This window comes from Enterobacter sp. 302C9 (genome assembly GCF_034106085.1).
In the GTDB taxonomy this organism is placed as follows: domain Bacteria; phylum Pseudomonadota; class Gammaproteobacteria; order Enterobacterales; family Enterobacteriaceae; genus Enterobacter; species Enterobacter asburiae_B.
This window is the reverse complement of record NZ_JAWNBW010000009.1, coordinates 138,710-154,012: the sequence shown is the minus strand read 5'-3', so window position 1 is coordinate 154,012 and position 15,303 is coordinate 138,710. Positions and strand designations below refer to the sequence as shown.

Sequence of the window (15,303 nt, the reverse complement as noted above, 5' to 3'; positions counted from 1 at the left end):
GGCATGCAGGGCGTTTAGCCGACAAACATCACCGACACGCACAGCACGCCGACGATCAGCGTCAGCAGGTTGCCAATGGAGCGGTACTGTTTCAGTGACGGGATCAGATACGTCGACAGCGTCGGCATGATAAACAGGATCATGGCGATAAGCGGGCCGCTGATGGCGTAAATCATCGAAATGGCGTTCGGGTTAATGCAGCAGACGGCAAAGGTGATTAATGACACCCCCATAATGGAAATCGCGCGGTTGAAGGCGCGGCTCTTTTTCACGCCCACCTGATTGAGCGACGACTTCACGATCTCCGTCGCCCCTTCAATCACCCCAAAATAGGTGCCGAGGAACGATTTCGACATCGCAATAATCGCCACGATAATCCCGGAAATGCCCAGCCACGCCGGAGAAGAAGGCATCATCGACAGCGCGGACAGGATCGTTACCCCTTGCTCTTTGGCGGCCACAATGTACGACGGCGGAATTGAGAGCAGGCAGCTGAAGACAAAAAACAGCACGCTCAGGCAGATGATCAGGTACGCCACCTTCATGATTTTCTTACATTTATCCATGGCGCCGTCGGCAAACTTCTCGCGACGGTCAACGGCAAACGTTGAGATAATCGGGGTATGGCTGAAAGCAAACACCATCACCGGAATCGAAATCCACACCTGATGCAGCGTATGGCGATCGAACGCCATCTGGCTGGTCAGCAGCGAGGGTTGCCAGCTTCCGGTCAGATAGAGCGAGACAAACAGGAAATAGGCAATCAGCGGAAATACCAGGAAGCCCATCACTTTTATCGTGATATGGCGGCCCATCAGGAAGATCAGATTCAGAACCAGCACCACCCCCAGGCTGACCAGCACGCGAACGGCAGTATCCACCGTCAGGTGTTTCGCCAGCTGCTCCGTGAGCGAGTTGGTGATGGCCACCGCATAAATCTGCACCACCACAAAGAAGGCGATGAAATAGAGCGTGGTGATCAGGTTGCCAATCTTCCTGCCGTAATAGTGCGAGACGGCGCCGGTGATCCCTTCGTTGCCTTTTGTTTTCGACGACAGGATAAATTGCGCCAGCGCCCGGTGCGGCCAGTAGGTTAAGGGGTAGGCCACGAGGGCGGTAATAAACAGGACGATAGCGCCTGCGGAGCCCAGCTGAATGGGCAAGAACAGCGTTCCTGCGCCCACGGCCGTGCCATAGAGAGCGAAACTCCAGAGAGTCTCATCTTTTGACCAAATTTTCGACATTAGAGCAACGTATCAACTATCAAACCATCGGAATGGCGTGCAATTTACCATAGTTATGCCTGAAGAGCGCAGTTGCTTCGACGGAGTTTGGCCGGAACGGGCGTCCGGCCAGAGGCGGTTTAGCCTGCCAGGGCGCGCCGTTGCTGGCGACGCTTAAGAAATTTCTCGCGCAGGCTATCGTATGCCCAGTTATAGAACATGGTGTACGGCAGGAAGAACAGGAAGAAACCTATTTCCAGCGTGAATGCCTGAAGCAGGGTAACGCCCAGCACGGCGGCGACAATCGACACGCCAATCACAATAAACCCGCATTCGAACCCCAGCGCATGCAGCGCACGCACTTTTGCGGTACGTTTGACGCGCTGAACGGGCCAGAAACGGTCGAAGCCGAAGTTATAAAGAATGTTCCAGAGCATGGCGGTAGTTGCCAGGATAATGGTCAACCCACCCATCTCCACCACGGAACGCTGCATCAGCCACGCCGCCGTAGGGGCGAGGATAGCCGTAGCAATCCCTTCGAAGCAGACAGCATGAAAGATCCGCTCCGGCAGTTTACGTTGGAGTGCATCCTGATGTTGCATAGTCATAGACCTCATTAATTCGCCGGTATGGGCGTTGATGCAGCCTATTTTCATCGCTAAAGCTGATATATTAAAGATAGTATCCATCGCTAAAATAGATAGGTTATGCGCTATTCACCCGAAGCCCTTAAGGCGTTTGTCGAGACCGTTGCGGCGGGCTCTTTTTCCGCTGCCGCGCGAAGGCTGCGTAAAAGCCAGTCGACGATCAGCACGTCAATTGCCAATCTTGAAGCCGATCTGGGTTTTGAGCTGTTTGACCGCTCGGCGCGCCAGCCGGTGTTAACGGTCCAGGGAGAACAGGTGCTGGGCTACGTGCAGGCGATCCTGGCCGCCAGCACGCGGCTGGATGAGCTGGCGGTGTCGCTAACGGCGCAAACGGAGGCGCGCCTGACGTTTGTCCTTTCCGATACCCTCAACCCGGACGTGCTGGAAGATATGATGAAGCAGTTTGACGGGCATTTTCCCCATACGGAATTCGAATGTCTGATTGGCGAGGAAGAGGACGTGATCGATCTGCTGCAAAAGGAGCGAGCGCAGATTGGCCTGACGGAAGCGCGCGACAGTTACCCTACGGATATTGGCGTCACCCGCCTGCCGATGCAGACCCGCATGGCGATCTACGTCGCGACCACGCATCCGCTGGCCGGACAACATGACGTTCAGCATGACGAGCTGCACGGCTGGCGAGAGCTGCGGCTCAGCACCTATCTTGAGCGCGAGGCTGAGATCGCGCGCGGGCCCGTCTGGTCAGCACCGAATTACCTGTTACTCTTGAGTATGGCGGTACAGGGATTTGGCTGGTGCGTGCTGCCGTGCGCTCTGGTGGATGAATTTGCCGCCGCGAAATCCCTGGTACAGCTCAGTGTTCCCGGCTGGCCGCGGGCGATCGGCATCGATCTGCTGTGGAATAAACGATCCCCTCCCGGCGTTGCCGGGAGCTGGCTGCGGCAGTATCTGCAGGATGCGCGCTGATCCTTGTGATTAAACTCACTATTTTTAAACAATTAAGATAATTGCCAGTAACAATCCTCTACTATCGTCATGTCATTTAACACAGAGGTCGTGATGAAAGATGTCGTAATAGTGGGTGCGTTGCGTACAGCTATCGGCTGTTTTCAGGGAGCGCTCGCGCGTCACTCGGCGGTTGACCTGGGCAGCGTGGTGGTAAAAGCGCTGGTGGAACGCAGCGGGATCGCAGCACATGAAGTTGATGAGGTGATCCTGGGACAGGTTCTCACGGCCGGTGCCGGGCAAAACCCTGCGCGTCAGGCGGCGCTGAAGGGCGGGCTGCCCAATACCGTTTCGGCCATCACCATCAACGACGTCTGTGGTTCAGGATTAAAAGCGCTGCATCTCGCGACGCAAGCCATTCAGTGTGGTGAAGCGGACGTGATCATCGCGGGCGGGCAGGAGAATATGAGCCGCGCGCCGCACGTGTTGACCGACAGCCGGACCGGCGCACAGCTTGGCAACAGTCAGCTGCTCGACAGCCTGGTGCATGACGGGCTTTGGGATGCGTTCAATGACTATCATATGGGCGTGACGGCGGAAAACCTGGCGCGCGAGTACGGCATCAGCCGTGAGGTGCAGGATGCCTATGCGCTAAGCTCGCAGCAAAAAGCGCGTGCGGCAATTGATTCCGGTCGCTTTCGCGACGAGATTGTTCCGGTCAGCACGCAGCGTCAGAGCGGCGAGCGTATCCTCGTGGATACCGATGAACAGCCGCGCACTGACGCCAGCGCAGAAGGCCTGGCGAGGCTGAACCCCGCGTTTGAAATGCAGGGCTCGGTGACGGCGGGAAATGCTTCTTCCATTAACGACGGCGCTGCCGCCGTTATGATGATGAGCGAAAGCAAAGCCCTTGAACTCGATCTTCCGGTCCTGGCCCGCATTAAGGCGTTCGCCAGCGTAGGGGTTGATCCTGCGTTAATGGGGATCGCACCGGTCTACGCGACCCGCCGCTGCCTGGAGCGCGCGGGGTGGCAGCTTTCGGATGTGGATCTGATCGAGGTGAACGAAGCCTATGCCGCGCAGGCGATCTCCGTCGGAAAAATGCTTGAGTGGGATCCTCTGCGGGTCAACGTTAACGGCGGCGCGATCGCGCTGGGCCATCCTATCGGTGCGTCCGGCTGCCGAATCCTGGTTTCGCTGGTCCACGAAATGAAAAAGCGCAATGCCCGCAAAGGGATTGCCACACTCTGTATAGGCGGTGGGCAAGGGGTGGCGCTGGCCATCGAACGCTAACCTCTTCTCATTAAAAATGACCTCCTCCGGGAGGTTTTTTTTCGCGTTTTTTTTCTCCCGGCGGCTTAATTGTGATCCGAGCATCATTTTCGCTATAAACAAAAATAAAAATGAAACGTTGTTTTAAATGCAATTGAAAAGCCCACTTTATGCCGATAGTATGTGCTCATTATGAAAAACGGAACGCTGTTTCGTTTATTTCCGCCTTCGGGCATGACCACATCTGGAGGTTACCGTGGACGTCAGAGAAAGCATCCACAGTGCGCACGCCAAAACGCTGGATACTCAGGGGCTGCGCAATGCATTTTTAGTCGAGCAGGTATTCGAGGCCGACAGGTACACCATGGTTTACAGCCATATCGACCGCATTATTGTGGGCGGGATTCTGCCGGTCACGAAAAGCGTCTCCGTGGGCGGTGAGGTCGGTAAACAGCTGGGCGTGAGCTACTTCCTCGAGCGTCGCGAGCTGGGGGCGATTAACATCGGCGGGCCGGGCACCATCACCGTAGACGGAAAATGCTATGAGATTGGCCATCGCGAGGCGCTGTACGTGGGTAAAGGGGCGAAAGAGGTGGTCTTTGCCAGCATCGACGGCAGCAGGCCTGCGAAGTTTTACTACAACTGCGCGCCGGCTCACTCCACCTACCCAACCAAAAAAGTGACCACCGCAGACGTCGCACCCGTGACGCTGGGCGACAACCTCACCAGCAACCGCCGCACCATCAATAAATACTTCGTGCCGGACGTGCTGGAGACCTGTCAGCTCAGCATGGGATTGACCGAGCTCGCGCCGGGCAACCTGTGGAACACCATGCCGTGCCATACCCACGAGCGCCGCATGGAAGTCTACTTCTACTTCAACATGGATGAGGACGCCTGCGTGTTCCACATGATGGGACAGCCGCAGGAAACACGCCATATCGTGATGCACAACGAGCAGGCGGTGATTTCACCGAGCTGGTCCATTCACTCCGGCGTAGGGACGAAAGCCTACACCTTTATCTGGGGAATGGTGGGTGAAAACCAGGTCTTTGATGATATGGACCACGTTGCGGTCAGCGATCTGCGCTAGTCGCGGGCGGTGAAGCATAAACCTGCCTGTGAGTGACAGGCTCTGAAAGAGTAAGGAATAAACATGATTCTGGATGCATTCTCTCTGCAGGGGAAAGTGGCTGTGGTTTCCGGGTGTGACACCGGGCTGGGTCAGGGGATGGCGTTAGGCCTGGCTGAAGCGGGCTGCGATATCGTCGGAATTAATATCGTTGAACCGACTGAGACCATCGAAAGCGTGACGGCCCTGGGCCGCCGTTTCCTGAGCCTGACCGCTGACCTGCGTAAAATCGATGCCATTCCTGAACTGCTGGACCGCGCAGTGGCTGAATTCGGTCATATCGACATTTTGGTGAACAACGCCGGGCTGATCCGCCGCGAAGACGCGATCGGCTTCAGCGAGCGCGACTGGGATGACGTGATGGATTTGAACATCAAGAGCGTATTTTTCATGTCCCAGGCGGCGGCGAAGCATTTTATTGCCCAGGGGAAAGGCGGCAAGATCATTAACATTGCCTCTATGCTCTCGTTCCAGGGCGGCATCCGCGTGCCGTCTTACACCGCGTCCAAAAGCGCCGTAATGGGCGTGACCCGCCTGCTGGCAAACGAATGGGCGAAACATAACATCAACGTGAATGCGATTGCGCCGGGCTACATGGCGACCAACAACACGCAGCAGCTGCGTGCTGACGAAGAGCGCAGCGCGGCGATCCTGGAGCGTATCCCTGCGGGACGCTGGGGTCTGCCGAGCGATCTGATGGGGCCGATTGTCTTCCTGGCCTCCTCCGCATCGGATTACATCAACGGTTACACCGTGGCTGTAGACGGCGGCTGGCTGGCGCGTTAATTCCACCTGTATTAAGAACCTCTGCCCGTGGGCGGAGGTTTTTTTTGCGCAATAATTGGCTTAGTCCATATCGATAAAGATGAAAAATCCATACTAAAAAATCGCAAATGACGGCAATCACACTTTTATTGCTTAAATATTAACTGATTAGTAAAAATACGTGATTATTCGCCACCAGTTGAAATTGTAATGTCCATCACAGAACCGTATGCCGTAGCGGAATAATCCATAACTTCGCGATTTCCTGCCTGACACTTTTCCTCGCTTTCTCGTAATTTCAGTTAACGAATTTTGCTGTTGAGGCAGGAAAAATATGACATCGATAAATGACTCTACCCTAATGCCCGCTGCGCTGCGTGATACTCGCCGCATGAACCAGTTTGTCTCCATTGCCGCCGCCGTGGCGGGCCTGTTATTTGGACTGGATATCGGCGTCATTGCCGGCGCACTACCGTTTATTACCGATCACTTTACCCTCAGCAGTCGCCTGCAGGAGTGGGTGGTGAGCAGCATGATGCTCGGCGCGGCCATCGGCGCGCTGTTCAACGGCTGGCTGTCGTTCCGCCTGGGGCGCAAATATAGCCTGATGGTCGGGGCGATTCTGTTCGTTGCCGGCTCCATTGGCTCGGCGTTTGCCGCTAATGTTGAAATCCTCCTGCTCTCCCGCGTGCTGCTGGGCGTGGCGGTGGGGATTGCCTCCTACACCGCGCCGCTTTATCTCTCCGAAATGGCGAGCGAAAACGTGCGCGGCAAGATGATCAGCATGTATCAGCTGATGGTCACGCTGGGTATTGTGCTGGCGTTCCTGTCTGACACCTACTTCAGCTACAGCGGCAACTGGCGCGCGATGCTGGGCGTGCTGGCCTTACCGGCGCTGGTGCTGATCGTCCTGGTGATTTTCCTGCCAAACAGCCCGCGCTGGCTGGCGCAAAAAGGGCGTCACGTGGAGGCAGAAGAGGTTCTGCGCATGCTGCGCGATACCTCGGAAAAAGCGCGCGAAGAGCTGAATGAAATCCGCGAAAGCCTGAAGCTAAAGCAGGGCGGCTGGGCGCTGTTTAAGATCAACCGCAACGTGCGCCGCGCGGTCTTCCTCGGCATGTTGCTGCAGGCAATGCAGCAGTTCACCGGCATGAACATCATCATGTATTACGCGCCGCGCATTTTCAAAATGGCCGGGTTCACCACCACGGAACAGCAGATGATTGCGACTCTGGTGGTCGGGCTGACCTTCATGTTCGCCACCTTTATTGCGGTATTCACCGTGGACAAAGCCGGGCGTAAGCCGGCGCTGAAAATTGGCTTCAGCGTGATGGCGCTCGGTACGCTGATCCTGGGCTACTGCCTGATGCAGTTTGATAACGGCACGGCCTCAAGCGGGCTTTCCTGGCTTTCTGTCGGTATGACCATGATGTGTATCGCAGGTTACGCGATGAGCGCCGCGCCGGTGGTGTGGATCCTGTGCTCCGAAATTCAGCCGCTCAAATGCCGTGACTTTGGCATCACCTGTTCCACGACCACCAACTGGGTGTCGAACATGATCATCGGCGCGACGTTCCTGACGCTGCTGGACGCGATTGGCGCTGCCGGAACCTTCTGGCTCTACACGGTGCTGAACGTGGCGTTTATTGGCGTTACGTTCTGGTTGATCCCGGAAACCAAAGGCGTGACGCTGGAACATATCGAGCGCAAGCTGATGGCAGGAGAGAAACTGCGGAACATCGGCGTGTGATTGTTTTGCCTGTTCGAAGGCTTCACTCTATGCCGTAACTGGAAAAGAAAAAGGTGGCTTAGCCACAATAATAATGTGACTAAGATCACTACTAACTCTGGTAGGGAGTAGACACAGAGAGGGAACTGGCATTAGGATTTTTCTTAGATTGTTGAATTGTCGGGCCACCGCTATCAATTGAGCAAAGACGCGTTGCATCCGGAAAAAGAAGAATCACTATGTCAGAAATGGATTTAAGAAAAAGCACGGACCTCGACTTTCCCCGTTTTGCCGCCCCGGCTGTAAGCGCAAAAGAGATAGATCTTCTGGGATTGTTTGAGGTCCTTCTGGCGGCGAAAAAACGTATCGCCGCCATTATCTTTACTTTCGCGCTGGTGGGGCTGGCCGTTTCATTTTTACTGCCGCAGAAATGGACCAGTAAAGCGGTGATCACCCCGGCAGAACAGCTGCAGTGGAACCCACTGCGCCAGATTATGGTGGCGTTACAGGTGCTTGATGTGGACGTGAAGATCACCCGTCCGCAAATTTTTGACCTGTGTATTAAAAAGTTCCAGTCACAGTCATTGCTCGAAGAGTATATGACAACCTCTCCTTACGTAACATCGAAGCTGCAAGGCACCACGGTGGATCCGCTTGAGCTGCATCGCGCGATAGTCAACATTTCAGATCGAATGAAAGCGGTGAATAACGCTCAGGGAAAAGAGGCGGATAAAACGCCTTATGTTTCCTGGACATTGAGCTTTACTGCGCCGACAGCTGACGATGCGCAAGCCGTCCTGGCGGGGTACATTGATTATATCGCGGCTATTGTAGAAAAAGAGACGGTGCAGAATATCCGCAACCTGATCGCCCTAAAAACGAACGTCGTTGAGCAGCAGCTGGAACTGGATCGAGTTCGTCTGACCAATATTCACAATACCAACCTGCAGCGACTGAATTATTCGCTGGAAGTGGCAAATGCCGCAGGCATCAAGAGGCCGGTTTACAGCAACGGGCAGGCCGTAAAAGATGATCCGGATTACTCCGTTGCGCTCGGTGCTGACGGTATCGCGCAAAAGCTGCAGATTGAAAAAAATTTGAAGGACGTAACCGAGCTGAATGCGGATTTCCAGAACAGGGAATACTACCTCGCACAGCTGAAAAAGCTCTCCTTCGCCGATGTTAAACTTGAGCCATTCAGGTACCAGCTTTCTCCCTCCATGCCGGTGAAAAAGGATGGCCCGGGCAAGGCTCTGATTGTTGTTCTGGCGGCGCTTCTGGGGGGGATGTTTGCCTGCGGTAGCGTTTTACTGCGCGAGGCGATGCTCACCCGTACTTCGCCGCCAGAGCCGATGGCGAAATAAGCTCTGCAGTTTAAAAAGGCGCTGAATACAGCGCCTTTTTTTATGTACTTCGGTTGTGTTAAAAATGAAACAAAGAAAAGGAGGGATGATGAAAACGATCGGCCTGTTAGGTGGAATGAGCTGGGAATCGACAATCCCTTACTACCGCCTGATTAATGAAGGGGTAAAGCAGCGTCTGGGGGGGCTGCACTCCGCAAGCCTGCTGCTGCACAGCGTTGATTTCCATGAAATTGAAGCCTGCCAGTCGAGCGGGGAGTGGGATAAAGCCGGAGAGATCCTGGCCCAGGCGGCGCTGGGACTGGAGCGTGCCGGCGCCGAGGGTATCGTGCTTTGTACCAATACCATGCACAAAGTGGCGCCGCATATTGAGGACCGCTGCTCGCTGCCGTTTCTGCATATCGCGGACGCGACCGGTCGTGCGATTGCCGCATCCGGTATGCGCCGCGTAGCGCTTTTGGGCACATGCTACACCATGGAACAGGATTTTTATCGCGGGCGTTTGCACAGTGAATTTGGGATCGAGAGCCTGATCCCGGATGAAGACGATCGGGCGCGCATCAATCAGATTATCTTTGACGAGCTCTGCCTCGGTACCTTCAGCGAATCTTCCCGGGCGTATTACGTCAGCGTGATTGAAAAGCTGGCGCAGCAGGGGGCGGAAGGGGTGATCTTCGGCTGCACCGAGATTGGCCTGCTGGTGCCGGCCGAGCGAAGCCCCGTCCCGGTATTTGATACCACCGCCATTCACGCGGCAGATGCCGTGGCGTTTATGCTGTCATAAGGGGTTTTGCAGGTCAGGTAAACGAAGGGCCACCTGACGCGCGTGCTCCATTAAGTGTTCGGTGAAAGCGTCCACCAGCGCGGAAGCCGGACGGTGCAGCGGGCGGATCAGGCTCACGGTGAACGGGACGGAGACGCTAAAGCGGCGGATGACGATCCCGCTTCCGGCATAGTCCAGCGCCGTGAGCGGATTCACCACCGCGACGCCGACGCCTGCACGCACCATCGCGCAAATCGAAGCCGCACTGTGCGTTTCCACCACCATTCGCCGTTTGACCTGATGCTCGGCAAACAGCGTATCCAGCAGCTGTCTGTAACTGTCTGTCTGCGAAAAGCTAATGTAGTTTTCCCCGTGGAAATCCTCCGGCGTGAGCACTGCCTTACCGGCAAGCCGATGTCCGGCGGGCAAAACGCACACTTCATCTAACGAGATCAGCTCCGTACGCGCCGTTCCCGCTGGCGTGGAAAGGGTTTCGGTTAAGCCTAAATCATGGCGCTGGGCCGAAAGCCACTCTTCAAGCAGGGGGGATTCCTGAGGAACGATAGTGAGGCTGACCTCCGGGTATCGGGCCAGAAAGGGCTGCAGCAGCATCGGCAAAAAGGATTGCGAAAAGACGGGCAGACAGACGATCGACAGCTCGCCCTGGCGAAACTCGCGCAGGCTTTCCGCAGCACTCACTATTCTGTCCAGTCCGTACCAGGAGCGCTGAACTTCCTCGAACAGGCGTAACCCCTGCACCGTCGGGTGAAGCCTGCCCCGGGTACGCTCGAACAGCTTCAGCCCCAGCACTTTCTCGAAGCGCGCCAGCTCGCGGCTCACCGTCGGCTGTGAGGTATGCAGCATCTGTGCGGCTTCGGTGAGATTGCCGGTGGTCATCACGGCGTGAAAAATCTCGATGTGGCGTAAATTGACGGCGGGCATAGGGCACCTGAAAGCAGATAACTGTCCATATCATTTTTGCATAGACTCGCGATAAAACGATATTTTTTATTCTCTTCGCGCTGTGGCGTAATCTTCAAAACGCATTTACCCGGAGAAGACCATGCCACGCCCGCTGAACCAGACTGAGACCGATTTGAACGCCGACAACCTGCTGCGCCTGCCTGCCGAGTTTGGCTGCCCGGTGTGGGTCTACGACGCGCAGATCGTTCGCGAGAAGATCGCCGCCCTGCATCAGTTTGACGTGGTGCGTTTTGCCCAGAAGGCGTGCTCCAATATTCATATTCTGCGCCTGATGCGTGAGCAGGGCGTGAAGGTCGACTCCGTTTCGCTTGGCGAAATCGAGCGCGCGCTGGCGGCCGGATTCGATCCGAAAGCCGACGGCGACGCGATCGTCTTCACCGCCGATGTGATCGACGATGCGACGCTTGCGCGCGTCCACGAACTGCAGATCCCGGTGAATGCCGGTTCTGTAGATATGCTGGAGCAGCTGGGCCAGGTTTCTCCCGGCCATCGCGTCTGGCTGCGCGTGAATCCAGGCTTTGGTCATGGTCACAGCCAAAAAACCAATACCGGCGGTGAAAACAGCAAGCACGGGATCTGGTATGCCGATATGCCTGCCGCGCTGGAGGTATTACAGCGCTACGGCCTGAAGCTGGTGGGGATTCATATGCACATTGGCTCTGGCGTGGATTATGGCCACCTGGAGCAGGTGTGCGGCGCGATGGTGCGCCAGGTTGTCGACTTCGGTCAGGATCTGGAGGCGATCTCAGCCGGTGGCGGCCTCTCCATTCCTTATCGCGAAGGCGAAGAGGCGATCGATACCGATCACTATTACGGTCTGTGGAGCGCCGCGCGTGACCAAATTGCCGCGCATCTGGGCCACGCGGTGAAACTGGAAATTGAGCCGGGTCGTTTCCTGGTGGCGGAAGCCGGCGTGCTGGTTTCGCAGGTGCGCAGCGTCAAAGAGATGGGGTCTCGCCACTTCGTCTTGATTGACGCAGGCTTTAACGATCTGATGCGTCCGTCCATGTACGGCAGCTATCACCACATTACCGCCCTGGCCGCCGACGGCCGTGATTTAACGCAGACGCCGCGCGTTGAGACGGTCGTTGCGGGCCCGCTGTGCGAGTCGGGTGACGTGTTTACCCAGCAGGAAGGCGGCAAAGTGGAGACCCGCGCGCTGCCAGAGGTCAAACCGGGTGATTATCTTGTGCTGCATGATACCGGTGCCTACGGGGCGTCGATGTCATCTAACTACAACAGCCGCCCGCTGCTGCCGGAAGTGCTGTTTGATAACGGCAAAGCACGGCTGATCCGTCGTCGCCAGACCATTCAGGAACTGCTGGCTTTAGAACTCATCTGATGAAAGTACGGCCCCGTTGTAACCGAATCGCGTAACACCAGCGTGCCGGTAAACGGCGGGATAGCATCGACCGGCTGGTTTTTTGCCAGCCGGATCGCCTGATCGATGGCCGTGACAATCATATTGTCGATGGGCAGATAAACCGATGAGAGCGCAGGCTCCAGCCATTTCGCGCTTGGGGCATCGTCAAAGCCGAACAGTGAAATATCCTGCGGAATTTTAAGCCCCGCCTGGTGTAACGCTTTGGACGCACCCAGGGCCATATCGTCGTTACAGGCAAACAGGGCGCTAAACGGCACACCGTCGGCAATCAACTCCTTGCACAGCTCGTATCCCCGCGTCATTCCCGCATCGCCGTACTTTATCCGACGCTCGTCCAGACGAATGCCGTGCTTTTCCAGCGCTTTACGGTAGCCCATCAGCCGCGCTTTCCCGGTTGGGGTATGGATCGGAACGGTGATACAGGCGATCTCCCGATGGCCCTGGGCGATCAGGTAATCCACGGCCTTAAATGCGGCATCCTGCTGTTCGAAAAACACGCAGCGATCCGGCGCCTGGCTCACTTCACGGTTAATGACCACCAGCGGCGTTTTCACGGTGTTCATCAGTTTGACGATCGCTTTTTCGCTCATATAGCGCGTGTAAAGCACGATGGCATCGCACTGGCGATCGGCCAGCATCTGCACCGCCTGTTCTTCCTGTTCCGGCGCGTCGTGACCGTCGGTGACGATCAGCTGTTTCCCGTGAGTTTCCGTCTGCCGCGACGCCTGCTGGAGAAGACGACCAAAGTAAAAGCCGTCGAAGGTCGAGACGACCAGGCCAATGCTGTTGCTGGTCTGGTTAGCCAGCGAACGCGCGAGAAAGTTCGGGCGATATCCCAGCTCTTCCATCGCAGCAAAGACCTGCTGACGCGTACTCTCTTTAACCTGACCTGTGCCGTTCAGCACGCGCGAGACGGTAGCCTTCGACACGCCCGCACGCAGTGAGACATCCAGCATTGTTGCCATTCTACATTCCTGCTTCCACGTAATGATTTGCAGTTTAACACAGACCTCACGGCGTATAAGCGATGCGGGAAGCGCAAAACTTCTGCCACGATCACGCTTTTTGGTCACGATTCGTCTGGCCTGCGTGAAGTAAAACTAAATAGTCTGACTCTGGTAAAGTAATCGCCGAACCGAGCTGGGGCGACAGGCCAGCAAATACATGAGAAAACGCAGGTGAAACGTGAAAAACATAGCCATCCTCCCGCTTTACCAGGCACCGCACTATGCGGAGCAGGTCACCGACTGGCTCTGGCAGGCCTTTGGCGAAGGGCTTTCTCGGGAATTTTTCCACAGCATTGTTGAGCACAGCCAGACGCCGGGAGCATTACCGTTGACCTTTATCGCGGTAGAAGACGAACAGCTTGTTGGTACGGTAGGGCTCTGGCGCTGCGATTTGATCACCCGTCAGGATCTCTTTCCGTGGCTGGCGGCGCTCTACGTTGACGACGCGGCGCGAGGCAAGGGGCTGGCAGGAAAGCTACAGCAGCACGTTATTTCCTGGGCCGCGCAGGCGGGATATGAAGAGCTGCACCTCTGGTCTGCCTGCCGCGACTTCTACGAACGTTACGGCTGGCAGTATATCGGTGATGGGCTGGAATACCCCAACACCCGGGTTCACCTCTATCGTTATTCGCTCTGCGCTTCCGCAGGCGATGCAACGGAGTGACGGCGAACCAGCGTCGGGCTAAACAGATGCGTAATATCCGGCGGCTGGCGCTGTTCAGCCAGCGCTAGCGCCAGCTCGGCGGCCTGCGTTGCCATGGTGATAATCGGGTAGCGCACGGTGGTCAGACGCGGGCGCACGTAACGAGAGACCAGCACGTCATCGAAGCCAATCAGCGAAATTTCTGCCGGTACCTCAATCCCGTTGTCATTCAGCACCCCCATTGCCCCTGCGGCCATCGAGTCGTTATAGCTGGCAACCGCCGTGAAATTTCGTCCACGACCCAGCAGCTCGGTCATGGCCTGTTCACCGCCGCTCTCATCCGGTTCACCGTAGGCCACCAGACGGTCATTACACGGCAGGCCGTTTTCGCGCAGAGCGTCGTAGTAGCCCTGCAGGCGGTCTTCCGCATCAGAAATCGGATGATTGGAACAGAGATAGCCAATCCGGGTATGGCCCTGTTGAATCAGATGACGGGTCGCAAGCCAGGCGCCGTAGCGGTCGTCGAGGGCCACACAGCGTTTTTCAAACCCGGGAATAATGCGGTTGATGATCACCATTCCGGGCATCTGCTTCATCAGGTGAATCAGCTCGGCATCCGGGATCATTTTGGCGTGAACCACCAGCGCGGCGCAGCGGTGGCGGATCAGCTGCTCGATGGCCTGGCGTTCTTTTTGCTCATTATGATAGCCGTTGCCGATCAGCAAAAAATTGCCCGTCTGATAAGAAACTTGTTCAACCGCTTTCACCATGGCGCCGAAAAAGGGGTCGGAAACATCACCCACTACCAGCCCAATGGTTTCGGTGGACTGCTGGGCGAGCGCGCGGGCATTGGCATTGGGATGATAATTCAGGGATTCCATGGCGGTTTGTACCGCCTGGCGCGATGCGTCACTGGCTTTTGGGGAGTCGTTAATCACACGAGAGACGGTTGCCACCGACACACCTGCCAGACGGGCCACATCCTTTATTGTCGCCATTCATTACCTTCTTATTGGGGGTAAGCGTTTACACACCAAATAGTGTTGCGGAAAAGCGACGCGCATTCAAGGGGAGCGGATTTCCGCGCTCCACAAACGTGACGCAGGACAACCCTGGTAGTGTAATCGTTACACGCGCATTCATGTCTGAAGAATGTCAATCTGAACCTTTGGTTACACTTTGCGTCAGGCTGTTGCGATTGGCCGATGGCGAGGTGGTCAAAGAGGTTGATACAGTCAAAGTCCCAGAGGTATTGATAGGTGGAATCAACTCCGGTTGATTAACACGCTTTACACCAACCTGCGTTTTTACGCAGGTTTTTTTTGCCTGATAGTTCAATCTGTAACAGCAACAGAGAATATTCACACCTGGTTGCACTTAGGCTCATTCCCTTGCGTTTTCCTGCTGGCGAAGCGCAGGGCGAACGGCCACAATCAAGATCCCAGAGGTATTGATTGGTGAGAATTCTTAGTACGGTTTCGTACTCA

At 56.0% G+C, this 15,303-nt stretch carries 14 protein-coding genes; 9 read left to right on the top strand and 5 right to left on the bottom strand.

What is annotated here, in order from left to right; translation table 11 throughout:
• Positions 1 to 14: 14 nt before the first annotated feature.
• Positions 15 to 1,244, bottom strand: a complete 1,230-nt coding sequence (locus tag UR289_RS16925) for an amino acid permease (protein ID WP_048979854.1) — start codon at positions 1,242 to 1,244, stop codon at positions 15 to 17.
• 119 nt (positions 1,245 to 1,363) lie between these two features.
• Complete coding sequence (locus tag UR289_RS16920; protein WP_039263312.1) at positions 1,364 to 1,825, bottom strand: multidrug/biocide efflux PACE transporter; 462 nt, start codon at positions 1,823 to 1,825, stop codon at positions 1,364 to 1,366.
• 105 nt (positions 1,826 to 1,930) lie between these two features.
• Here UR289_RS16920 and UR289_RS16915 point away from each other — a divergent pair, with 105 nt between their 5' ends.
• The 7 genes from UR289_RS16915 to UR289_RS16885 all read left to right on the top strand — a co-directional run bounded on the left by UR289_RS16915 (position 1,931) and on the right by UR289_RS16885 (position 9,819).
• Entirely contained in the window at positions 1,931 to 2,797 is an 867-nt protein-coding gene (locus tag UR289_RS16915; RefSeq protein ID WP_320711019.1) for a LysR family transcriptional regulator, read from the top strand.
• A gap of 93 nt (positions 2,798 to 2,890) precedes the next feature.
• Positions 2,891 to 4,069: an acetyl-CoA C-acetyltransferase gene (locus UR289_RS16910; protein ID WP_038417283.1), complete on the top strand. Its 1,179-nt coding sequence runs from the start codon at positions 2,891 to 2,893 to the stop codon at positions 4,067 to 4,069.
• 235 nt (positions 4,070 to 4,304) lie between these two features.
• Positions 4,305 to 5,141: a 5-dehydro-4-deoxy-D-glucuronate isomerase gene (gene kduI / locus UR289_RS16905; protein ID WP_320711017.1), complete on the top strand. Its 837-nt coding sequence runs from the start codon at positions 4,305 to 4,307 to the stop codon at positions 5,139 to 5,141.
• A 63-nt stretch (positions 5,142 to 5,204) separates the two neighbouring features.
• A complete protein-coding gene (kduD, locus tag UR289_RS16900) occupies positions 5,205 to 5,966 on the top strand; it encodes a 2-dehydro-3-deoxy-D-gluconate 5-dehydrogenase KduD (protein ID WP_320711015.1) in 762 nt (253 codons plus the stop codon).
• Between the two features lie 313 nt (positions 5,967 to 6,279).
• Entirely contained in the window at positions 6,280 to 7,695 is a 1,416-nt protein-coding gene (locus tag UR289_RS16895; protein WP_032660200.1) for a sugar porter family MFS transporter, read from the top strand.
• A 218-nt stretch (positions 7,696 to 7,913) separates the two neighbouring features.
• The gene (wzz(fepE), locus tag UR289_RS16890) at positions 7,914 to 9,038 is read left to right on the top strand and encodes an LPS O-antigen length regulator Wzz(fepE) (protein WP_320711012.1); all 1,125 of its coding nucleotides are present in this window, start codon (positions 7,914 to 7,916) and stop codon (positions 9,036 to 9,038) included.
• Positions 9,039 to 9,126: 88 nt separating this feature from the next.
• Complete coding sequence (locus UR289_RS16885) at positions 9,127 to 9,819, top strand: aspartate/glutamate racemase (protein ID WP_320711032.1); 693 nt, start codon at positions 9,127 to 9,129, stop codon at positions 9,817 to 9,819.
• Here UR289_RS16885 and UR289_RS16880 read toward each other — a convergent pair.
• Positions 9,814 to 10,740: a LysR family transcriptional regulator gene (locus UR289_RS16880; protein WP_320711009.1), complete on the bottom strand. Its 927-nt coding sequence runs from the start codon at positions 10,738 to 10,740 to the stop codon at positions 9,814 to 9,816. The two genes, UR289_RS16885 and UR289_RS16880, sit on opposite strands and share 6 nt — an antisense overlap.
• A gap of 121 nt (positions 10,741 to 10,861) precedes the next feature.
• Here UR289_RS16880 and lysA point away from each other — a divergent pair, with 121 nt between their 5' ends.
• Positions 10,862 to 12,124, top strand: coding sequence for a diaminopimelate decarboxylase (gene lysA, locus UR289_RS16875; protein ID WP_246946627.1), 1,263 nt, complete (start codon positions 10,862 to 10,864; stop codon positions 12,122 to 12,124).
• Here the strand turns inward: lysA and UR289_RS16870 are convergent.
• Positions 12,094 to 13,131 (bottom strand): LacI family DNA-binding transcriptional regulator, encoded by a 1,038-nt coding sequence (locus tag UR289_RS16870; RefSeq protein WP_033146449.1) that lies wholly within the window; start codon positions 13,129 to 13,131, stop codon positions 12,094 to 12,096. The two genes, lysA and UR289_RS16870, sit on opposite strands and share 31 nt — an antisense overlap.
• 229 nt (positions 13,132 to 13,360) lie before the next feature.
• Between UR289_RS16870 and UR289_RS16865 the strand changes: the two genes are divergently transcribed.
• A complete protein-coding gene (locus tag UR289_RS16865) occupies positions 13,361 to 13,837 on the top strand; it encodes a GNAT family N-acetyltransferase (RefSeq protein ID WP_219940856.1) in 477 nt (158 codons plus the stop codon).
• Here the strand turns inward: UR289_RS16865 and galR are convergent.
• A complete protein-coding gene (gene galR, locus UR289_RS16860) occupies positions 13,798 to 14,814 on the bottom strand; it encodes an HTH-type transcriptional regulator GalR (RefSeq protein ID WP_023309052.1) in 1,017 nt (338 codons plus the stop codon). The genes UR289_RS16865 and galR overlap by 40 nt on opposite strands.
• Between the last annotated feature and the right edge of the window lie 489 nt (positions 14,815 to 15,303).